The sequence below is a fragment of the Cysteiniphilum marinum genome (assembly GCF_014857925.1).
Taxonomy (GTDB): Bacteria; Pseudomonadota; Gammaproteobacteria; order Francisellales; family Francisellaceae; genus Caedibacter; species Caedibacter marinus.
In genome coordinates, this window is sequence record NZ_JACYVZ010000034.1 from 1 (window position 1) to 23,413 (window position 23,413).

General features: G+C 38.1%; 17 protein-coding genes, 1 tRNA gene and 2 rRNA genes. 18 read left to right on the plus strand and 2 right to left on the minus strand.

Going from position 1 to position 23,413, the window contains the following annotated elements; all coding sequences use genetic code 11:
* The 11 genes from IE867_RS11755 to IE867_RS11805 all read left to right on the plus strand — a co-directional run.
* Positions 1–104: ribosomal RNA gene (locus IE867_RS11755) — 23S ribosomal RNA — on the plus strand; the annotation flags it as partial.
* Between the two features lie 41 nt (positions 105–145).
* Positions 146–260, plus strand: a 5S ribosomal RNA gene (rrf, locus tag IE867_RS11760).
* Positions 261–527: 267 nt separating this feature from the next.
* The gene (map, locus tag IE867_RS11765; RefSeq protein ID WP_192484913.1) at positions 528–1,325 is read left to right on the plus strand and encodes a type I methionyl aminopeptidase; all 798 of its coding nucleotides are present in this window, start codon (positions 528–530) and stop codon (positions 1,323–1,325) included.
* 8 nt (positions 1,326–1,333) lie between these two features.
* Positions 1,334–2,167 (plus strand): hypothetical protein, encoded by an 834-nt coding sequence (locus IE867_RS11770; protein WP_192484914.1) that lies wholly within the window; start codon positions 1,334–1,336, stop codon positions 2,165–2,167.
* 79 nt (positions 2,168–2,246) lie between these two features.
* On the plus strand, positions 2,247–2,570 hold the full coding sequence (gene fdxA, locus IE867_RS11775; protein WP_192484915.1) for a ferredoxin FdxA: 324 nt from the start codon (positions 2,247–2,249) through the stop codon (positions 2,568–2,570).
* Between the two features lie 12 nt (positions 2,571–2,582).
* Complete coding sequence (gmhB, locus tag IE867_RS11780) at positions 2,583–3,146, plus strand: D-glycero-beta-D-manno-heptose 1,7-bisphosphate 7-phosphatase (RefSeq protein WP_192484916.1); 564 nt, start codon at positions 2,583–2,585, stop codon at positions 3,144–3,146.
* Positions 3,143–3,886, plus strand: a complete 744-nt coding sequence (locus tag IE867_RS11785) for a lysophospholipid acyltransferase family protein (RefSeq protein ID WP_192484917.1) — start codon at positions 3,143–3,145, stop codon at positions 3,884–3,886. Before gmhB ends, IE867_RS11785 begins: the two co-directional genes overlap by 4 nt.
* 16 nt (positions 3,887–3,902) lie before the next feature.
* On the plus strand, positions 3,903–4,793 hold the full coding sequence (gene galU, locus IE867_RS11790) for a UTP--glucose-1-phosphate uridylyltransferase GalU (RefSeq protein WP_192484918.1): 891 nt from the start codon (positions 3,903–3,905) through the stop codon (positions 4,791–4,793).
* Positions 4,794–4,797: 4 nt separating this feature from the next.
* Positions 4,798–5,388 (plus strand): guanylate kinase, encoded by a 591-nt coding sequence (gene gmk, locus IE867_RS11795; RefSeq protein WP_192484919.1) that lies wholly within the window; start codon positions 4,798–4,800, stop codon positions 5,386–5,388.
* A gap of 81 nt (positions 5,389–5,469) precedes the next feature.
* Entirely contained in the window at positions 5,470–6,252 is a 783-nt protein-coding gene (locus tag IE867_RS11800) for a hypothetical protein (protein ID WP_192484920.1), read from the plus strand.
* Positions 6,253–6,384: 132 nt separating this feature from the next.
* Positions 6,385–7,809, plus strand: coding sequence for an SLC13 family permease (locus IE867_RS11805; protein WP_192484921.1), 1,425 nt, complete (start codon positions 6,385–6,387; stop codon positions 7,807–7,809).
* Positions 7,810–7,953: 144 nt separating this feature from the next.
* Here IE867_RS11805 and IE867_RS11810 read toward each other — a convergent pair.
* Positions 7,954–8,029: transfer RNA gene (locus IE867_RS11810), tRNA-Asn, on the minus strand.
* Between the two features lie 367 nt (positions 8,030–8,396).
* Between IE867_RS11810 and IE867_RS11815 the strand changes: the two genes are divergently transcribed.
* The 3 genes from IE867_RS11815 to IE867_RS11825 all read left to right on the plus strand — a co-directional run bounded on the left by IE867_RS11815 (position 8,397) and on the right by IE867_RS11825 (position 12,320).
* A complete protein-coding gene (locus tag IE867_RS11815) occupies positions 8,397–8,678 on the plus strand; it encodes a hypothetical protein (protein WP_192484922.1) in 282 nt (93 codons plus the stop codon).
* Positions 8,679–8,787: 109 nt separating this feature from the next.
* The gene (locus IE867_RS11820; protein WP_192484923.1) at positions 8,788–10,920 is read left to right on the plus strand and encodes a hypothetical protein; all 2,133 of its coding nucleotides are present in this window, start codon (positions 8,788–8,790) and stop codon (positions 10,918–10,920) included.
* A gap of 35 nt (positions 10,921–10,955) precedes the next feature.
* Positions 10,956–12,320 carry a glycoside hydrolase family 26 protein gene (locus tag IE867_RS11825; protein WP_192484924.1) on the plus strand — a complete coding sequence of 455 codons (1,365 nt, stop codon included), beginning with the start codon at positions 10,956–10,958 and terminating at the stop codon, positions 12,318–12,320.
* Here the strand turns inward: IE867_RS11825 and IE867_RS11830 are convergent.
* Positions 12,317–13,927 (minus strand): hypothetical protein, encoded by a 1,611-nt coding sequence (locus IE867_RS11830; protein ID WP_192484925.1) that lies wholly within the window; start codon positions 13,925–13,927, stop codon positions 12,317–12,319. The genes IE867_RS11825 and IE867_RS11830 overlap by 4 nt on opposite strands.
* Positions 13,928–14,331: 404 nt before the next feature.
* Between IE867_RS11830 and IE867_RS11835 the strand changes: the two genes are divergently transcribed.
* From IE867_RS11835 to IE867_RS11850, 4 genes are all read left to right on the plus strand, one after another.
* Positions 14,332–15,852 (plus strand): RHS repeat-associated core domain-containing protein, encoded by a 1,521-nt coding sequence (locus IE867_RS11835; protein WP_192484926.1) that lies wholly within the window; start codon positions 14,332–14,334, stop codon positions 15,850–15,852.
* Between the two features lie 109 nt (positions 15,853–15,961).
* Entirely contained in the window at positions 15,962–20,161 is a 4,200-nt protein-coding gene (locus tag IE867_RS11840; RefSeq protein ID WP_192484927.1) for an RHS repeat domain-containing protein, read from the plus strand.
* 24 nt (positions 20,162–20,185) lie between these two features.
* Positions 20,186–21,670 carry an RHS repeat-associated core domain-containing protein gene (locus IE867_RS11845; protein WP_192484928.1) on the plus strand — a complete coding sequence of 495 codons (1,485 nt, stop codon included), beginning with the start codon at positions 20,186–20,188 and terminating at the stop codon, positions 21,668–21,670.
* 156 nt (positions 21,671–21,826) lie between these two features.
* A complete protein-coding gene (locus IE867_RS11850) occupies positions 21,827–23,389 on the plus strand; it encodes an ATP-binding protein (RefSeq protein ID WP_192484929.1) in 1,563 nt (520 codons plus the stop codon).
* The last annotated feature ends 24 nt before the right edge of the window (positions 23,390–23,413 follow it).

Sequence of the window (23,413 nt, forward strand, 5' to 3'; positions counted from 1 at the left end):
TCCCCTAGAAGGGTTGTTGAAGACTACGACGTTGATAGGCTGGCTGTAGAAGTGCAGTAATGTATGAAGCTAACCAGTACTAATTGCCCGAGAGACTTGGTTATTACTCTATGATAGATTGTTAGAGCTTTCAGCTTGACAGTTACCTGATGAAAATAGCGACTGTGAACCACCTGATTCCATTCCGAACTCAGAAGTGAAAACAGTTAGCGTCGATGATAGTGTGGCATTCGCCATGTGAAAGTAGAACATCATCAGGTTTTTTATTTAGAAAGGCACCTATTCGGTGCCTTTTTGCTTTGTGGTATACGATTTATAGTAAAACCTTCCATGGTGATCATTCCGGACTTTGAATCAACGCTCGGGAGAAAGTATCCGCTGGCTTCAAAGTCGTTAAAAGCAGTGCTTTCAATCCTCCATTTCGCTAAAGACAATAAAATTAATGCTAGTTTTTGGCTTTAGATTGAAATGCAACAACCAATGCATGTACAATATGACATTACGTTAAAGATAATGTAACTTAATTCATGACTAATATAATTTTAAAAACACCTGAACAAATTGAGAAAATGCGTGTAGCAGGTCGTTTGGCGGCTGAAGTGCTAGAAATGATTGAGCCATATGTTGTGCCCGGTGTGACAACGGCAGAACTTGATAAAATATGCCATGGCTATATCATTGATAAGCAAGAAGCTATTCCAGCTTGTTTGAATTACCGAGGATTTCCAAAATCAGTATGTATATCAATTAATCATGTCGTGTGTCATGGCATTCCTTCAGAAAAGAAGCTTAAAGCCGGTGATATTGTTAATATTGATGTGACGGTTATTAAAGATGGCTTTCATGGTGATACTAGTAAGATGTTTTTTGTTGGTGGACGCGAAAAAGCATCAATACTTGCTCAGCGCTTAACAGATGTGACTTATGAGTGTCTTGTTAAAGGAATTGAGCAGGTTAAACCAGGTAATCGCTTACATGACATTGCACAAGCGATTGAGAAGCACGCTAAGTCACACAACTTCTCTGTGGTCGAAATGTTTTGCGGGCATGGTATTGGCCAAGGTTTTCATGAGGAGCCTCAAGTATTGCATTATGTTTCAAAACAAACACATGAGCATAAGTCTTTGCAAACTGTTTTACAACCAGGCATGACATTTACGATTGAGCCAATGATTAATGCAGGCAAAAAACAAGTAACGGTATTGCGTGATGGTTGGACGGCTGTAACTAAAGATAAAAGCTTATCGGCGCAATGGGAGCATACGCTAGCAGTGACTGAAAATGGTGTTGAAATATTAACAAAACGTCATGATGAAATGATCTAGGGTAATGTATGCTAAGTCAATATCAAGTCAATGAAGCTTGTTACATGCTAAAGCGTGATGGTCAAGAAATCACGATTGCTAAAGTGCGTAAGTTGCTTGATAAGCATTATTCTTTTTTTGATGTGGCAGATAAAGTGCTTTTATATAAAGAAGATGCAACAAAAGCGGAAAAAGCTGCAAAGGAAGAATCTGTACAATCTCCTGAAAAAACGGTGCTAGGTTTAGGCTCTGTAATTGATAAGGTGTTATTATCTTGTGCCTTACATGAGCATAAAGAGGTTGCCATTAACCTTAAGGAAAAGTTGCAAGATTATATCGATCAAGAGATTAGATCTAAAGTACACAAATATGAGCATGAAATAAGAAAATTACGTCAAAAGAATGATCATCTTGAGGTTAGTTATTATGGTTATAAAACAAGGTTTGAGCAGTTGATGCAAGAGCAAACATTGCTAAAAGAACAAAACTATATGTTGCAACAACAATTGCAAAAAGCACAAGTAGTAAAAAATCATCGTGTTACTGAGGAAGTCCAACAGCAAAAACCAGCACAAGTAAGAGATTACCAGATACAGATGAAATTATTAAATGCTGAGCTCTGTGCGGTATATGATGTACAAAAACAAAGGATTGTTGTGAAAATGCCGCCAAATCATCAATTAAAATGGGAGTTTCAAAAAGGTATGCATGGTAGATATTTGCATGCAAATGCCGTGTATGAATTTGGCACTAAGTTTTGGTTTCTAAGTCAATTTGAAGCAGAGACGATTAATTTATTGGTGCGTAATAAATTTGTCATTTCAAAAGAGCTTGCTGATGTCTTACAGAAGTTGCAGGGGTGAATGTTAATTAAATCTTTTAAAACCTTGGGTAAGTGTTAAAATATTGACGTTTTTAAGAAGCTAAAAAAGGTGTGGGTATATGCCATTTGTGGTAACAGAAAGTTGTATTAAATGTAAACTTGGTGACTGTGTTGAGGTTTGTCCAGTAGATTGTTTTTACGAAGGTGAAAATATGTTGGTAATTAACCCTGATGAGTGTATTGATTGCGCGTTGTGTGAACCAGAATGTCCTGTCAATGCGATTTATTCAGAGGATGAGCTGCCAGAAGATCAGTTAGAATTTGTTGAGCTTAATCGTGAGTTGTCACAGGAGTGGGATAATATCACAGAGAAGTGTGATCCACCTGAGGATGCAGATCAATGGCGTGATGTGAAAGGCAAACGTCAGTATCTTATTAAATAATTGATACTTTGTATGACAAAACAGATAAAAACGATAGCACCAAAACTTGTGATTCTTGATCGAGATGGTGTCATTAATGAAGATTCGGATGATTATATAAAATCAGCGGATGAGTGGCAGCCTATTTCTGGAAGTATTGAGGCGATTATTGAGCTTAAAGCAAAAAATATCCCTGTGGCAATAGCAACCAATCAATCAGGTATTGCTCGTGGACTTTTCGATCTTAAAGCACTGATGAGTATGCATGATAAGTTATATAACCTGTTAGCTGAAGATAAAGATGCCATTAAGCATATTGCCTATTGTCCGCATACGCCGGATATGGATTGTGTCTGTCGCAAGCCGCAAACAGGGATGCTTGAAGAGATCAGTGTGAAACTTAATATTATATTGAGTCCTATGGTTTTTTTTGTCGGTGATAGTTTTAAAGATATTCAAGCGGCAAGAAAAGCGAATTGCACACCAATTTTGGTTAAAACTGGTAAGGGCTTAAGAACGTTAGCAAAGCATCAAAGTGAACTAGAGGATGTAATGGTGTTTGATAATTTACAGCAGTTTGTGGAGGCTGTGATATGAATCTGATAAAAGGTTTGTGGTATGGTGTGTTATGGATAAGACAAGTTGTCTTTGTTGTTTATATTGCAATATTAACAATTATTCTAGCGACATTGACAGTGATTCTTGGTGTATTAAAGTTGCCGATTGGAGTACGTTTAATTCCCGCAAAAGTGTGGTCAATATTAGCACGCTGGGGTTTGATCATTTTTTTATGGTTACGCGTTAGAACGGAAGGTCGTGAGAACCTTTTAAAAGAGCCTTGTGTTTATGTATGTAAACACCAATCTTCATGGGAAACTGTGGTATTTCATGGCTTGCTAAACAATGTGTGTTTTGTGTTAAAAGAAGAGCTTCTAAGGATCCCTGTGTTTGGACAAGGTTTAAAAGCTGTTGATAGCATTCCTATTGATCGCAAGCAAAGCCTAAAGTCCTTTAAGAAAGTATTACAGATGGGTAAAGAGCGCTTAAGATCAGGTTTAAGTATCGTGATTTTTCCAGAAGGGACACGTGTACCTGTTGGGCAATATCCTAAGTTCCATAAAACGGCAATTACATTAGCCAAATCCAGTGGAGCGATGGTTGTGCCCGTGGCGCATAATTCAGGTAAGTTCTGGCCGAATAAGGCAGGTTTGATCAAGCCAGGTATCGTGACGCTGTCTTTTGGGCAAGCTGTTTCACCGAGTGATTTGGGTGTTGATGAGCTAAATGAATACTGCTATCAATGGATTAACGATAAAGTTAAAGCAATTGGTGGTTAAACATAGGAGTAAACAAATGAAGATTACAAAAGCGGTATTTCCAGTTGCCGGATTAGGCACGCGTTTTTTACCAGCAACGAAAGCATCACCAAAAGAAATGTTAACCGTGGTTGATAAACCCTTGATTCAATATGCAGTTGAAGAAGCGATTGAAGCAGGAATTAAAGAACTTATCTTTGTGACAAGCACACATAAGCGCGCGATAGAGGATCATTTTGATAAGAACTTTGAGCTTGAATATAATCTTGAGCAAAAAGGCAAACTTGAACTATTGGAAACAGTGCGTAATATTTTACCTGCGGGTGTTAACTGTGCCTATGTCAGACAAAAAGAAGCACTGGGGTTAGGACATGCGGTTTTATGTGCGAAACCCTTAATTGGCAATGAGCCCTTTGCTGTCTTATTAGCTGATGACTTAATTGATAATGTTGATGGCAAAGGTGCTTTATCACAAATGATGAATCAATATTATTATCAAAAATGCGGTGTAATCGCGGTACAAAATGTACCAAAGAAAGATACAGGCTCTTATGGGATCGTTAAAACGCGAGCAGATCAGAGTATTGAAGCGATTGTTGAAAAGCCCTTACCTGAGAAAGCGCCGTCAACTAATGCCGTCGTTGGTCGATATATATTGCCAGGGGAGATTTTTGATTACCTTGAAACAATCCCTAAAGGTGCCGGTGGCGAGATCCAACTAACTGATGCGATTGCCAAATTGATTGAGAGACAGCGACTTGTTGCACATAATTTTGAAGGCACGCGTTATGATTGTGGTGATAAGCTTGGATTCTTGATTGCCAACTTTGAGTTAGCAACTCGCGATAAGTTGTTGGGTAAAAAGTTTATGGAACATGTGCAGTTGATGCTTAGTGCAAACGCTGTGAATGAACTATTGGACAATTAATATAATGAATAAGCTAGGTACGGTTTATATTGTTTCTGCCCCTTCAGGAGCAGGTAAAACATCACTCTTAAGAGCTTTTATCGAGAAGAATAATGATGTTGCGGTTAGTGTGTCACATACAACACGCACGCCACGACCACAAGAAGTCAATGGGCAGCATTATCACTTTGTCAGTCATGAAGTATTTGAAAAAATGGTCACTCAAGATAACTTTATCGAATATGCTAAGGTGTTTGATCATTATTATGGAACATCCAAAGCATCTGTTGATGCACTAACACAGAAAGGTTTAGATGTAATCTTAGAGATTGATTGGCAAGGCGCAAGGCAAGCCAGAGAAATCTTTAAAAATAATTGTGTTAGTATTTTTATATTGCCGCCAAACTTGAACGCTTTGCACGAACGCTTAGTCAAACGAGGGCAGGATTCACAAGAGGTTATTGGAAGGCGCATGCAAGATGCACAAAACGAGGCGTCACATGCTAATGAATATGACTATGTCATCATTAATGATAACTTTAATGAAGCCTTAGCGGATTTGTGGGCATGTTTTCGTGTGCAAAAGTTAAAATCTCATTTAGACTACAGTTTATAACCATCGTAAATCATTTTGCGGTGTTTGATTGTAAAGTGGTTTGTGATGGGTGTATAAGTTCATTAACTAGGGAGAATGCCGATGATAAAAAGGATAGTGGGTTTTTCAGCGATTTTATTAACAACGATAAATGCAAATGCAACGTGTGGTATTGATAAAGCAGGTTGCTCTTTGTTTTCAATCTCACCAATGGCTGGATACTATAGCTATCGTGAACCGGGGCTCATGAGCATCAAAGGGCCAAGTTTTGGTTTGGATGGCAGTTATCAGTATATTGATCGCAATAAAGTGACCTTGATTGTTGATGGACAGTTGGGTTTTATCAATGGCAAATATGATGGGCGTCTTCTTGATGGTCAGCCCTTCCAGATGGACAATGATAATAGCTATATCTTAGGTATTTCACCAAAGGTGGGTTATGTTTTTTCATGGCAAAAATCAGGGTTAAAGCTTACCCCTTATATTGGTTTGGGCTATCGTTATCTGAATAATGATTCAAGTAATAACTCAGCGGGATATCTGCGTATTTCAAATTATTTTTATATCCCAATAGGTGCTGATATCTCATGGCATAAGAATAAACTCATTATGCAATCACGTCTTGAGTTTGATGGATTGATCCATGGGATACAATACTCTGGGATTGATGGCGGAGTTACCAATCAGCAGCGAGAGGGCTGGGGTGCTAATGGTTATTTGCTTTTGGGTCGTGATCAAGGAAGTTGGGCATGGCTTATTGGGCCATATATTAAATATTGGAAAATTCAAACTTCTGAAACAGCCGATGGTGCTACGCGGAAAGGATGGTATGAACCAGAGAATAATACGGTGGATGCTGGTTTAATGATGAAGTTTATCTTTTGATATATAGACATTGTAAAGGGGCGTGTGCGATACGCCCCTACGATGACGTTAATTAGAAATTCATGAAAAGCGCTGGAAAAAAATCCCTTGCTCAACTACTGTTTATAGACAGTGGTTTATGAGTATCAGGCTATGCATCAAAAAGAAATGGAATTACCCACTATCCCAAGCATTTTCTTGTGTGTTTTAGCTGCTGTTGTGATCTATTTTGTGGCACTTTATCTGCCAGTTGGACATTTTAGTGAAGCTGGCAAACATGCATTTGCGGTGTTTTGTGTGGCTGCTTTTTTATGGATTAGCAATATTTTCCCGTTGGCAGTCACAGGCATTATTGTATTGTTTTTGCTGCCAATGTCAGGCGATATATTTTCACAAGATGTTTATAGTTACTTTGGAAACTCAGCGATTTTTTTTGTCTTAGGTGCTTTTATTTTAGCAAGTCCAGTAATGCGCTCAGGACTAAGCAAACGCTTTGCAATTACGATCATTGCTAAGTTTGGTACAGGCTCAAAAAGATTGTGTATGTCGATCTTTGTGCTAGCAAGTATTATGGCATTTTTTATTAGTGAACATGCGGTCGCGGCAATGCTATTACCTATTGTGCTTGAAATTGTAACGGCTGCAAATGTAAGAAAGAAAAGCCGCTTTGCCTTTGCTGCTTATATGGCAATGGCGTGGGGTGCGATGATTGGCGGAACCGCTACCTTATTGGGAGGTGCGCGTGCGCCATTAGCACTAGGAATATTGCAAGATACCTTTGCCAATAACGCGCAATTCGCGCATGCCAGCCATATTGGCTTTATTCAATGGAGTATTTGGGTGATCCCGATTGTGCTTATTATGTTGGCATTAGCAAGTGTTTGTGTCTTGATTGCAGCACATAACACAGGTGCTAATATTCAATTAGCGCGTGAGACATTAATGGCACATAAAAAGCAAATTGGCAAAATCACAAGGCGCGAGATTTTAACGCTGATTGTCGTATTATTTACGGTTCTATTATGGGTGTGTTATGGCACGGCTTGGGGTTTAGATTGGATTGCCTTTTTGGGTGTGATTATTGCATTTAGTTTGCGTATTACTAATTGGAAAGAAGTTGAAAAAGATGTGCAATGGGGCATTGTCTTGATGTATGGTAGTGCGATTGCTTTAAGTGTTGCCTTACGTAACACAGGAGCTGCTGCAGAAATGGTGCAAATGATGATGCGCTTAGGCATTGAATCACCTTTAGTTATTCTCATCTTGCTTGTGGTATTGGCAGCGATATTAACAGAGATTATGAGTAATGCGGCTTCAGTAGCTGTCCTATTACCGATTGGCTTAGCTTTAGCGGTCGAGTATGGCATCGATCCACGTGTGGTAACTATTGCGATTGCGACAAGTGCTGGATTAACCTTTATGTTACCTGTGAGCACGCCAGCAATGGCGCTTGTTGTACAGTCAGATCATGTCAAAATTCATCAGGCAATGGCATGGGGTGTTGGGCTTAAATTAGCTGGTATTATTGTTATTACATTAGCAATGGCACTCTATTGGCCACTTCTAGGTGCCTTTTAATCTTTTAACTTAATTTAAATCAAGAATGTAATTTTATAAAACTTTAATTGACAGATAAACGTATGCTGATTTTTATTAAGGGAAGAAAGGAATAAAGCGATTCGATGCTTCGTGTATTTTCAAAATATGGGAATTTATTCTAGATGGCTCCCCGAGACGGACTTGAACCGCCGACCCAGTGATTAACAGTCACTTGCTCTACCGACTGAGCTATCGGGGAATGCCTTAACGAGAGGGGATTCTATAGGCGATACGTTTGCTAGTCAATAGCTTTTATTTAAAAAAAGAGAATATTTATCAAGTTGATGAAAACATGGTCATTTTAAGAGTTTGAGTGCTTGAGTGAAATGATTTGAGTGTTCTAATTGTTGATTGAGTTTTTACAAAAAGAAGCTGTAATTGCTTAGTTTCTCATTTAAACTGAAATCTTCTAATCTTTTAATGCTTTTTAGATGTTGGTGGTTATGAGTGAAAGCAAATCAAGCTAGCAGTGATGCTGATAATATGATGATTGAATTGTTTCAAAAGCGTATAGGTGAAGCAAATAAAATTGATCGACGGCATGTGTCTGGGGAAAAAAATGTCAGATGGATAAACCTAAACATACGGATCCTATGCATGGTATCTTGAGTGGTCAACACACATACTCATTTAGTGTGGATCACAATGGCAAAAGCGTGCTGGAGCTAAGTAATTTAATCATCAAAGCAAATGAGCTTCAGCTTGCTGTTGGCGATAGCCATTTGAAAGTGAGTAAGAAGTCTTTTTCCCTTAATGTAAGTGATAGAAACCATATTCTCTTGAATGATCATGGTATTGAAATTAAAGCAGGCGATACCCTGACGATTTATACGGATAAAAATACTTAGCGCTAGTTGTTACAATTTCACAACATTTTATCAGTAAAAACGCTCACAACACTGGTTTATTATATCTTCGTTTGTTGAATATGTTTAAATCAAATATATGAGGTTTGAAATGAAGTTACATCAATTATTAATAAGTTGTATAATGCTTTTGGGTGCGGCAAGTATTGCCAGTGCATATACCCATAAAGTGTATTTTTATAACTATACGGATCAGCCAATAACAGTTCAGGCGGATGATTCTAAGTCTAATGGAATCAGTGGATTTTCTAATTATAATCAAGTTACTATATACCCCTTTGCATCTTCTTCAATTAGATTTTATGTTCCGTATGATGACAAATCATCACAACAACCTGTTGGAGAAAGAGCTGCAGGTTTTAGTATTAACTCCAATGAGTTGAGTGAGAGCATCATTTTGCATTTAGAGCAAGGAGAGATAGCTGAAAAGGTTAATCAGGCAAGTTACTCAGCTAGCATACAAAGCAAGAAAAAATCTCACTCATTAATCTATGTTGGTAATCAACGAGTTGCGTCAGACGGTTGGAGCAGTGGGTATTTAAATTCTAAAAATGAAAATCAAGATTTTAAAATATATATCCGCAATACTCCAACTCGCGCTAGTGATAAGCAAGGTTATTACAACTGGCCAAATTGCCCGTCAGTGACAGGCTTAAATAATCCTGATGATGAGCAGTACAATCAATTAGACAAAAATGGTGCATGGAATAGTAATTATTCCTGCGCCTTTAATAATGATTCAAAAGGTGATCTGCCACAGTACAAAGCTGAGTATATCGGTGCTGATCCAACAAATTCTGCAAATAACTTATATCGTATTACATTTTTGGGTGGATCCTATTGGATGGGCCCTTATGCAGATACTGATTTTACCTATTCGATTGATGATGTAATGCACCATGTCTATCCAAATAATGGCTATAGTAGTTATCGCTGGGCGGGTAATGCGCCATTAACCAATCAATTGAATGTGGGTATGCAGGGGATTAGCTACAATATGGGGGATTCTGATGGTTTTGCCAAAACCTTTTACACACCAAATACGTTTTCTTGGGTAATTTCTATTAAAAGTTCAGAAGATCATGTAACTATTGGCTTGCATAATCATAACTTTGACGCAGATACCTATTTATCAGATTTAGATGCTCAAGGCTATGACCGTAGCAAGATGGATAAAGATCAAGAAGTTAAAACAGATATTGGACTGCAGCCAGACACTGCTGAAGATACATCAGGTACTCAGGTCGGAGGTATATCATTAGTTGGTAAGCTTGATAGTGTTTATGCTAATGGCGTTGAGGCGACGCCAATAGGCGTTCAGCTTACGGATTTTGATGGGAATAAGATCTCAACCACAGATAATGTCTATAAGCATATTGTATTTTATTATCATCTTGAAAATGACAAGCCAAGCGGTTTAATTGATAACGATTTGTCTAAGAATAATGATCAGCTTAATCTGGCAGTCATTACCGATGACGATATGGCAAGTCGAATCTCATATAGTTATAACAAAGGCGACAACAGTGACCCAATTAATAAAATAGCGGTAGAATTACAAAAAAATCTATCGTTGCCGATATATTATGATCCCACTAATATAAAGCCCGGTGATGACTATAAGAAATTCTATCTATATGCTTATGATCAGCAGAGCCAATTAACAACAGCAAATATAGAAGCCTGTTATATTTCCGGTGCGAATAAACCCATTTGTACGCAAACAGCCGCTCTAGTCACCCCTAAAAATATTCAAATGAGTGTAAACACCGTATCAAATCCATTTAAGTGTGATAATTTTTATGACTGTGTTGCTGTGCAGGTTGATCAAACAGTTGGAGTATCGTCAAATATGGCTATTCCAAATACCCCTCCTTATACCTATAATAATGGCATTATGTCAGCAATTATCGATACGCAATATAATAAAGATGAGTCATCAACGAACACACTCTTTAGTGATGGTGTTAACTATAATCCTAATATTTTCCATCATCATGATGAACCATTGTTTATCAATGTTAATACAGGTGATACTGAAGTAACAAAAGATCAATTATGGAGTGGGAATTACGATATTGTACATCATTCCAATGACGCATATAAGCCAACGGTAGCGCAGTATGATGAGTATGTGGATATTAGTAAAAAGGCATTCCCTTTAATGCATGCGGGCTTTCTGGTAGATAGCTATGGTTATAACAATAGAGTTTCTTTTCAGTAAGTTGATTTTTGTCAAAATACAAAGGTATAACCCATATGCTTAAAAAAACGTTAATAAGCCTATCTCTTGCTGCGGTTTTTGCCAATGGCTTTACGATGGCTGCTGGTACAGTTCCCAATATATTAGCAGATCACAATGCATTAGCTAATACGCAGACAGTTTATAACTTTTTGGTGCAGCTTGAAAACTGTGCACGAGATCCTCGTTGTAATCATAAAACATTGATTGGTGAGCATGAGGAATTGCAGCAAGAAGTATATAATGCCGCAAATTATGGTGATCAAGCAGCATTGATGAAGGCTAACAATACATCTTATAATCCAGGATATTATTACAATAAATCATATTGCCTAAGCAAAAAACTGCCTGCATTTTTAGAGTTGGATATGGGGCCTGGTTGGTATCAATCAGATTGGGGGGCGTTTCAGCCACGAAGCTATGACCAAACGTGGCAATCAGGGATATACAATTGGAAATATGTCGATTATGCACTTGATTTAGCAATGAATATATGGAAAGGCTATCCACGAGCAAGTGATTATTCCTATAACTATAATCAGCAGGCTGATCCAAAATTTTATTGTAAATCAAGCAGTTGTGCAGAGCCTCAGTTTGATTACCCAGCAAATGGTGGCTCTGCCGCAGGATTGGTTGGTTTTTCTTTTCACGAACCTTATCCTGGCGCACCACAAAAAAGCTTTGAAAATACACTGCTAAAAAACTTACCGGCAAACTATAGCCATAATGCTAAAGATAATGATTTTCTTGCTAAAGTTGTTGATGATCATGACAACACGCCAGAGTATCGCGCGTGGCAACGTGATTTGAGTTATTTGGCTGATCAACTAAGTTACCTAAATCGCTTTAATGTCCCAGTATTATTTCGCCCTTATCATGAGATGAACAAGATAAGCTCTAATCCATTTTGGTGGGCAGGCAATCCTGAAGACTATAAAAAGTTATGGCGTTTAACTTATCAATATCTTGTTAATCAGCGTGGCTTGCATAATCTGATCTTTGTTTGGGCACCATTAGCATGGGTTAATAGCTATACTAAAAATCCTAGTGATTACTATCCAGGAAGCCAATATGTTGATATTGTTGCGGTGGATGATTATGTTACATGGCCATCGCCACAACACTTCTATAAAAAGCTTGAGACATATAATAAGCCACGAATGATGGCTGAAACCTATCATGTCCCCATTGCTGCAAATAGTCGTGACCAATTGTCAACAAGCCCTTGGGTTATATGGAGCGTATGGGGGGAGGGGTTAACAAATACAAACTACAATTCAGCACAAGATGTAGATGATACTTACAACAGTGCTGAAGTGTACACAGGAGGTGCTTATGCTAGTCAATATACGCCAAATTTTGATTGGCGTAGTTTACATTAAAGAGCTAATAGCTCAACATTGATATTGGCGCCTTGCGCATCCATGCCAACCTCCTTGTCGGTTATTGCATCAAACATTGGTGTGGCTGTGTTTGAAAGATCAATATACTTAGCGTACTGCGCAAGCTTACTGGCATAGGTGGCAGATGCCATCTCATAGCTTACTAAGAAGCGATTGCCATCAGCAAGCTTAGTGATCGTAGGTGTTGGTGGGGTTGATTTATTATCAGCGATTTTGATAAAGGCATATTTTGGTTCTGCACTATCAAAGGAGTAGCTTAAAAGATTAGTGACATAAGTATGACTTTCTGAGCTTGTTGATTGATCCTCAACATAGGCATAAACAATGCTGTTATTATTGCTCTTAACATAATCAAAATCACTAATAGCATAGCTTATTTGATCCGTTCCTGGGATCTTGTCACCTTTTTTCAACAGCGTGATTGTTTTTGCAGCACTACCATCGGTGGCACTTGCTGCAATCTCAGTTGCTAATAATGATCCATTATCTGTTTTGCTATCTATCGCTGAGCGATAGCTTAAAACAAAATAACCATCATCTAAAAATGACAACCCAATATTGTCATTACCTTGCGAACTTAATGCATTTTGTATACTACGCTCAAAGGTTAATGTCTTTGCTTGATCATCAACTTTAGCAATATAAATAGACAGTTGTTTATTGTTGTCTGGTGAATATGCTAAGAAGGCGATTTCATTATCTTTGGTATGCATATCGACAATAGCGGCTTGTGATGCTTTGTATATTGTAAAGACATTGTCATTTGGAAATCCAACACTTTCTAAAGGTTGTGGTTTGCTAACCATAATTTCAGCATTGGTATTCTCTGTGCGCTTTGTGGTAAGTTGCGATAGTGTAAATTTATCCATTGTGCTATCAAAGCCAATGATGTCATTATTGTTTTTTAATCGCGCATACTTCATATCCTCAGGGAGATAATCAAAAGTAAGGTCACTGTTTGAGGATAATGGATCATTACTTGCTGTGGTATTGAAGATGGATGCGTAGTTATATTTATACACAAAAAGAACAGCAGGTTGCGTTACTTCAGAGACCAGATAGCTAAGCGATTGACTCACTTTTTGATCGGTTTGTGACAAAGAAAATGTGAGGTTGTTTGTTTCAAGCTTTTTAAAGGCTTGCGCGTCATTGATAGCTGCAACAGGTGTTGAGAGTGTCATATCAATTTTGCAACGTTGTCCGGCAGTCATCGTATCAGCTGGACTATCATCACATGTCATGTGTTCGGCGCTAATGACATCGTTATCAGATGTAACCGTTACTTGGTATTTGATTGGTTCATTGCCAATAGCCTGTAGGTTATGTTGATTAGGCGCAAGATAAACCCAATAAGATGCGTCATAGCTACTATTATAAGGTAATACGCTATCACCTAGTGTTTGTGCCTCAGCTACTTCAAGGGTTGGCGGTGTTGGCGTAGGCGTAGGTGTTGGCGTTGGCGTTGGCGTTGGTGCAGGATTGACCCGAGAGCTTGATCCACCATCACTTCCTCCACAAGCACTTAATAATAATGTGCTAGATATACCAAGACATACGACAAGTGATTTCAAAGATGTTTTTATCATAGTAAACTCCGTTTTTGTTTTTCATGTTTTTATCTTTTATGATTGATGTTTAACCCATGGTTGCTGCTATCAAGGGTAACTATTCCGATAGATCTCATATGGATTTGCTTAATTAGCGTATAACTAAATAAGCTAGCCTTATTGCAATAAGAGCTTTGATAGAAAACTTTGGCTAAAATGTTTAAATTTCAGTGTTTATATGAGCTGTTTTTTACAAATATTTAACATCTTTGGCAGGCGCTATTAATCAATCCCTCAACATAGCGATGATAGGGAAATATATCGCCTGATTGGATTTGTTACAATTTCACAACATTTTTTAAAATGACAAAAAAATAAGATCATGGATAATTTACACAGAGGAACACGTGAATTTAAACGATACGATACTATAAGGAATAAATATGGGGTCTTATAAGAAAGTTGTTGTTTTTACAGGGTTGTGCTCCATGCTAGGGGGCAGCTTTGCCGCAAGTTTACCTAAACTAAATGAACTAAATGAGGTTTATCAGGTAGGTTCTGCGGCAAATGCTAGTGCTAGAGTAGATGATGTTAACCCACAGCAAAATACGATTACCTACAACTACGCGGGTGACACACCATTGAAGTTAACAGGCTATAGCAACTCGGTGGGTGCTTATAATGAGTCATTGGTAGTACTTCAGTACAATGCTCAAAATGAAATTGTTACGGATGATCATGCTAATAAGTTAAGCTATGATGCCTTGGGTGAGATGATTAAATTTAATAATCAGCAAACCCATCAAGAGGTTCAGTATCAATATGATGTTGAAGATCACCAGTCTCTTGAAACGATATTTAATAACCAAGATAAAGTTACAGCTAGTCAACAATTTTATTACTCAACGGGTGATCAAGCACAGATGCTTGCGGAGTCTGATAGTGATGGTAATAATCTAAGTTATTTACTTGCTGAGGAGAAGATTGGTAGCATTAACAATAATGATGAAGCTGATCTTTATATCACTGATCAAGCAGGCTCAGTGGTGGCTTTAGCATCCAACAGTCAGCTAAGTCATGAATATGTTTATAGTCCTTATGGTATTAATAGTGATTTGGATCAATCAGCAGCTAAAGCAAAAAATGCATTGGGATTTGATGGACAACGAACTGACAATGCTACAGGCTATCAATTCTTAGGCAATGGCTATCGTGCGTATAATCCAATACTTCATCGCTTTATGCAGATGGATGATATTCGCTATTCACCCTTTGGCAAGGGTGGGATTAATGGCTATGTCTTTGCTAATAATAATCCTATTATGAATTTTGATCCGAGTGGGCATTGGAGTGTTTGGGATACATTTAATGTTATTTTGGCAGGATTATCGCTATTGACCTTGGACATCGGAGGGATGGCGATGTCTGCACCTGGCTTGGCTAGAACTCTGGGATTAAATATTCATCATCATTCAGAAAGCCTACTTGGAGATATGGTTAATATAACGTTTTTAATATCTGGTATTTTCTCGTTAGGTATAGGTGTTTATGAGTCCGTAGACGATGCTGGAAGCATTGTGTTAGGGAAATTAGCCATTTATGACAAAAGTAAAGAAGAAAAATTGGCTTTAACAGCCCAATATGTAACAAGAGAGCGGGTAACAGGTGTGACTTCTCCATATAGGGGGGATGGTTATGTGGTAGATAGTTATATTGTGCATAATCCCTACGAAGAAGGCGTTGGGAAACAATATAAAGTGTATAGAAAAAATGACCCCCTTCCTGAAGGTGTTTTACCTACTACGACAGAGCAGTGGCGATATATTCCTTCTACTTCATTAGTTCTAAAAAATTTGGGAAGTAAGAATTCTTTTGTTTTTTTTATGACTTTATCAACTGTAGGCGTGCCAGTGGTGGTTAGCTCATATTTTTGTGCTTCAGACCCTTCAATGGGTTATCAGTAATAACTCATCAGAGCAAACAGTACAAAATGGTAAAAATTTGGCATCTACAAAATCAAGAAAGATATAAAAACAAATAATGTAAGTCTTAATAAACCAACAGGAACCCAAAATGAACAAAAAAATATTATTTATCGTTGTAAGCAATATATTGATCAGTGGCGTTTATGCGCAGCAACAGCAAGCGGTAGCAACATCGTCTAAGCAGTTTGTTGAGAAAACAGCGGTTGGTTATCAATCGCTGAATCATGCCAATAAACTGATCAAAGCGGCAACTACAAAACCACAGATCAGTATTGATTATACATCCACCAAGGCGGCGGCAAAGCCAGCTAAGAAGTCCCAAGATGTGGCATTAACCACAGTGGCTGATGGCGATACTCAGGTTGCATCCAATGCTGTGAACTTCAGTAAAAACATTGGCGTTAATGTCAATGAGCGCACCGGACAAGCATCTTTGAATATCAATATCTTGCAATTACCAGGAGTTTCTCAGAGTACGGGGATTAGCTTGGCAATTAATAAAAGTGATCAGGATAATAATACCTATTTTAATCTCAATGATGATTGGCAGTGGAATCTTGACTATCTGCACACGGATGCCGCGGGCAATACCCAATTGCACTTAGCACAAGGTGGTCAATATCAATATGATAATGATCACAATTATCTATCAGGCATGCGTTACTATCAGCTTAATGATGCGCGCTTAAGGGCGTCGATGGGCAGCGTTGTTCTCAATGATTTGAAAGATAAGCCAACGATCAGTTATAGTTGGATTTTCCAAGCTTTGGATGGCACGGTAAAATATTTCTCAAGATTGGGATTATTATTAGCGCAACAGGATAGGTATGGTAACTCTATTGCCTATAGTTATGATTGTTCACAGGGTGGCACCCCTTATAAGGCGCGATTAGTAGGCGTTGAGAATGCCTATTCAGCAGTAAAATTAACATATCAAAATGGACAACAGCAAACGATTACTATCGCAGCGCCAGCTGATCGAAGTTATGTTCTTAATATTGGTAATACGCTGACGCGTCTAAGTTATCCCGCGTTAGCAGATAAAAGTGTTCTGCACACGGATATTAATACGACGTATAACGACAGTGATAAAAGTAAAGTAATGATTAGCTATCCAGATGGTTCGGCTAAGGAAATTTTCTATACCAAAATTCCTTATATGATTGGACAGAACATGATTTCTGCTGTTGATAGTGTGCGTGATTATGCCAGTGTTGATCAAGATAGCTATATTGAGAGTCAGTATATTTATCATGGTAATAATGATGATACGAATAATTTCAGTGGTTATCCACAAATCCAAAGTGCACCATTAAGTTGTCTACAAAACCCTAGTGGTGATATATTGTTAAGCTGTGACGTCGGTGGCTCACGTGCATTAGCAAGCTTTACATATACCACGCAAGTCGTGCAATCGAGTGTTAAAGATGGGGTGAGTCAACCAATATCAAAGACAGTTAACACCTATAACAGTTTGCATCTGCAGACTACGCAGACAAAACTCATTCCAGCCGCATCAACAAGTGGTTGGTTAGCTGTTAGTGAAGATAGTGATAATTATAAGGACGCAGGTACTGAGCTCGTACGTCAGCTTCCGGTTGATTATCAACTGCCAAGTAAGAAAATCTCTGCCAGTTGTGATCCGGCAAATAGCAGTTGTAAGCTTGATCAAGCAGATCCTGTCAATTCAGAAAATGCATTATTGTCAATGCAAGCATTAAGCTACACACAAAATAGTAATAATTACAGCACGCAACCAACCTCGGTGACCAGTGCAGTCATGATCAATGGACAGTGGCAAGACCAAACAAAAGAAACCACACAGTATGACTTAGCTGATGACAAGGCGTTTAGTGGGCATTATGGCTTGACACAATCACAAGTATTAGCTGCCTGTACTGATGATGATTGTGATGCTTTAGGGCAGACTTTTAGTACACAAAATACCTTAAGTGCAGATGGAAAATATATCCAAACTTCAGTTTTAACAGGTAGCAATGGTAAGAGTGACGTAACTTTAGCGGCAACCAATGCCGATAATAACATGAGTCGTATAACAACAACCACACAAGATGATAAAGGACGCATAACGAAACAAACGCTGAGTCAGAGTAGTCCCACTGCTATGATGTCATTGTTAGCAGTAAATGGGACTGGTCAAAGTAACCAAAGTGTCGTGACAACGGATTATATGCCAAGTGGTAATGAGATCACCATTAAAGAAACTAAAAATGATGATGGTACGGTAACCAAAGTGGTGGATATTCGTAATGGCAATGTGATGCAGGAAACAGATGCACAAGGTCATAAGACAATTTATACCTATGATGCTTTGGGGCGTGTATTGACCGAGAACGTACCTGATCATGGTACCATCAGCTATTTCTATCAGGTGGCACAACAGCCCAATCAATTGCCTGCATCATTTATCGATCCAGGTGCTAGTGATATTAATGCACAAATCAAGCGAGAAGCAAATGGTTTGGAGCACTTTAAAATAAGCTACATGCTTAATGGTCAACAGGTGAGCAAAGAAGGAGATAACTACAATCCGCAGAATGACACACTCACGCAAAACAAAGATAATCCTTTTGCTGATTTAGTGCGAATCACCAGTGTGACATATAGCAATCTGCAAGGACAAAAGCTCAAATCCATTGACATAAATAACAATGTCACAAGCTATGTATACGATAGTGCTAACAGACAGGTGGAGGTTGATAATCCCGATGGGACTAAGTCGATTACAGCATACTATGGTGATGGCAATGGTGGTTTGAAAATTGAGTTTAGCATGGCGAGAAATGCAGAAAATGCGAAAAATGCGCAAGATAGTCAAGATGCCTATGACATTAGTAATGTCAACGTCACACAAACAAATAGCAAATCGCAACAGATTGCTAGCTATAGCTTTAGTAATGAGATTTTTGATAAAGCCAAAGATAAGCTAGATTCAGGTTCATATGTTGCTAGTGATTATGGTGATATGAGTTTAGTCAATGAGGATGTGTTAGCAGCGATTGCATCCAAAGCACATTTGTTGACGACAGATAGTAGTGTTTATGACAATTTTGGCAACCTGACGCAATCGACGGATAATAACGGTGTGGTAACCACGTATGATTATGATGATATTATCTATACAACCGAAGATGATAATGGTCAAAAAACAACGCATTATGGACATATGATTGCTAGTCATTCAAGTTATCCAAGTGATGTTGTGAATGACAAAACATTGCAGTCAGTATCTAAGTATACGATGAGCTATGCCTATGATATGTTTGATAATACGACAGCAAAATCGTTATCTTATGATGATAGTACGCCATATGAGCTTGGTGCACGTCAGTATGATGTTAATGACAACCTCATTCAAGAATCAGGTAATGGTATAACGATTAGTCGTAAGTATGACGATAATGGTAATGTCATAGAAAAAGTATTGCCTTATGGTGCGGCTGGCAGCAGTGAGCATGCAGTCATTTGTAATAGTTATGATGATGTTAATAACCTGATTGAATCTGATGTTTATGTTAACACAGCAAGCTGCGATAGTAAGGATCCGGCTAATCTTGAGCAAACCTTAACGTGGCAATATGATTCAACAACCCAAGAGCTAATGTCGGCAACGAAGTCATATGGTGCCGCAGCTAAGATCAAGCATGATCCGACGACGATAAGCTATAGCTACTATAAAGATGGTAGTTTAAAAACGAAAACCTATCCAGATGGTAAGACATTAAGCTATGTATACAATGATAATGGCTCAGTCAAAACGATAACCGATCCATTTGGTATGGTGACAGCCTTAAGTTATGACGCAATGGGTAAGAAGATTGTCAGTGAGAAGTTTACTAAAGCGGGAAATACCACCGAAGTTGACTTTAAATATAATAACTGGGGTCAGTTAATTGAACGTGATAGTGGTAATATTAAACAAACGAGCACTTTTAATGATCTTGGATTGTTAACACAAATCAATAATTATTTTAAAGGTGGCTTGGTAAATCAGTTTAGCTTCAGTTATTACAATGATGGAAATTTAAAGCAAAAAACACGTGAAGATCATATCAATGGTAACGTCGGCAAGAGTGTGGAGAACTATGTTTATGATGCAATGAATAATCTTCAAAGTTATAGTTGTCAGAATGATGCGGCAAGTATTGGCGGTAATGTCAACCTATGTCCACGTGATCAATATGGCAATATCATTAAGAGTCAAAGCTATACGTTTGACCCATTTAATAATATCAAGCAAGAGAAGTCTCAGTTTATGCCGTCGTAAATTTTAAAGTTTTAGAGGATTAATATGCTTAAAAGATCGATTATTAGCATTAGCTGGTGTTCAATGTTAATGGTTGGCTTTGGCGCAAGTGTACCCAAAGTCAATATGCCAACAACTGCTAAGCAGTTAATAATAAAGCCCACTACAAACATTGTTACCTACAACTACGCGGATGACACACCATTGAAGTTAACCGGCTATAGCAATTCGGTGGGTGCTTATAATGAGTCATTGGTAGCCCTTCAGTACAATGCTCAGAATGAAATTGTAAGCGATGACCATGCTAATCAATTAAGCTATGATGCCTTGGGTGAGATGATTGAATTTGATCATCAGCAAACCCAGCAAAAGGTTCAGTATCAATATGATGTGGAAGATCATCAGTCTCTTGAAACGATATTTAATAACCAAGGTAAAGTTACAGCCAGTCAACAATTTTATTATTCAACCGGTGATCAAGCACAGATGCTCGCTGAATCCGACAGTGGCGGTAATCAGTTAAGCTATTTATTTGCTGAGGAAAAGATAGGGAGCCTTAACAATAGTAATGAAGCTGATCTATATATCACTGACCAGGCAGGCTCAGTAGTGGCTTTAGCATCCAATAGTCAGTTAAGTCATGAGTATGTTTACAGTCCTTATGGTATTGATAACGACTTAGATCAATCAACAGCTAAAGTGAAAAATGCCCAAGGATTTGATGGTCAACGAACGGATCAGGCAACAGGCTATCAATTCTTAGGCAATGGTTATCGTGCCTATAACCCAATACTTCATCGCTTTATGCAGATGGATGATATTCGCTATTCCCCCTTTGGCAAGGGTGGAATTAATGGCTATGTTTTTGCCAATAACAATCCAGTGATGAATTTTGACCCAAGTGGGCATAGTGCTTGGGGGGTATTTAACTTTGCTGCTAATGTTGTGCTAGCTGTGGTTGGTGGTATTGCAGAGTTTCTAACTCTTGGCATGGGATCCGCTTGCGGGACTGCTATATTGGGTATTACTTTTGGGGTGACTGGAGCGGTAGTTTCGCAGATTACTTCGAGCACAAAGACGTCAATGATTGTATCATCGCTGTTAGCTGGAGTATCTTTAATAGCTGATATTGCTTCATTATATATTGGTAGCAGTAAAGTATATTCAAGCTTTACAAAACTTATAGGCTCTGAAGATCGCAAAGTCGTGACTGTTTATGATGAAGAATTATTGAGTGACTCAGATAACAAAGTATTGAGTAATCGAGATGTTAACCAAGCAAATCACGAGGCAAAGGATTTAAAACGTGTGACTTTTAGACTAGATAAAAATAGTACTTATGAATATCGTGCTGAAGAGCCTGTAAAGAAGAGTAATATCCAAAGTAATCAGGGTATAAATGATACTAATAAAAAATATAATATTTTAGATACAAGTTTAGACTCAGGTGATGTAAATTACGGAGATGAGAACTATGGGAACCTTTCTATTTGCAAAAAGAAAGGCCCGGGTGAAAATCACTACCTATAAAGAATACAATAATAAGTTACATGATCTCAAAACGTAGAGCAGCAAAAAGCAAAGTTTAGACAAAATACTGCCTTACAGTAACTTCGCTATTTCTATCAACAGACATATTTGCTAGACTTCGTGGCAGTGATACTTAGACTCAGTGTTGTAATGCATATGAAAAACTTGCCAATTGGTTATTCGAGCCTTTCCGAGATGATAAATGGCAATACTTTTTATGTTGATAAAACCCGTCATATCTATGAGATTGCATCAAAGGGGAAGTATTATTTTTTATCACGTCCACGGCGTTTTGGCAAAAGCTTAACTATTGATACGTTAAAGCAACTATTCTTGGGTGAAAAGGCACTTTTTAAAGGCTTGTACATCGAAGATAAATGGGATTTTGATAAGACTTTCCCTGTGATTCACTTTAGCTTTGGGCGCTCTAAATCGGTGTTTTCAGAGGAGTCGTTGCTGCAATGGATTTTGCGTGAGTTATCAGATACTGCCAAATACTATGGGCTTGAGTTGGACACCAGTAAGCATTATGATCTGCAGTTTGATCAATTAATTAAATCGTTATTCCAAAAAACAAAAAAGCGCGTCGTACTCTTGGTTGATGAATATGACAAGCCAATTTTAGATGTGATCACTCAGTCAGAGGAAGCCTTGCGTAATCGTGAGATTTTAAAAGGGCTTTATAGTGTCATCAAAGACAATGATGCATGTTTGCGCTTTGTGTTTTTAACTGGCGTATCTAAGTTTTCCAAGGTGAGTTTATTTAGTGGTTTAAATAACTTGGAAGATATTTCTTTTCGTGCACCGTTTGCTGACTTATGTGGTTATACCCAAGATGAGCTAGAGAGCACATTTGCAGAATATTTAAAGGATGTTGACCTTGTTAAACTCAAAACATGGTACAACGGTTATAATTTTGATGGGACTGAAGCACAAAAAGTTTATAATCCGTTTGATATTTTATTGTTCTTTAGCAATGGTGCACGCTATCAAAGCTATTGGTTTGAAACGGGCACACCGAGCTTTCTAGTTAAGCTAATTAGTCAGCGTCGTGACATTATCCCTGATTTGGAGAACTATAAAGCAACACCAGACTCATTAAATAGTATAGATGTCAATAATACGCCGATTGCTGCATTGATGCTGCAAAGTGGTTATTTGACGGTTAAGGAACAATTTTATTTTGGTCAAGATCTTTGGTATCGCTTAGGCTATCCTAATTTTGAAGTTAAAACGGCTTTGAATAGACAGCTGACTAAGATTGGCATTACTCAAGAAGATGCAACTATGAATCAACTTGCGATTAACAATGCGCTTTTGACAGATAACTGGCAACAGTTTGAAAAAGCAATAGCGAGTTTTTACAGTAGTATTCCCTATGATTATTATGTCAATACACCATTAAATCGCTATGAGGGTTATTATTGCGCGATTATTTATAGTTATTTCGCTGCACTTGGCTATGACGTCAAGCTTGAAGATAACACCTCTGAAGGTCGTATTGATATGTCAATTGTCATCCCTTACAAGAAGGTGATTATTTTTGAGTTTAAGGTCAGTCATGGCGAGAACTTAGCAGCCAAGGCAGTACAGCAAATTGTTAGCAAAAATTATGCAGCCAAATTTACCCATCTAGAATTGCCCATTTATCAAGTAGGCATTTCATTTGATCACAATAAGCGCACCATTAATGGCTTTGAAGTGCTTGAGCAGAAGTAAACTTATCATCGTTTTTAATTACAA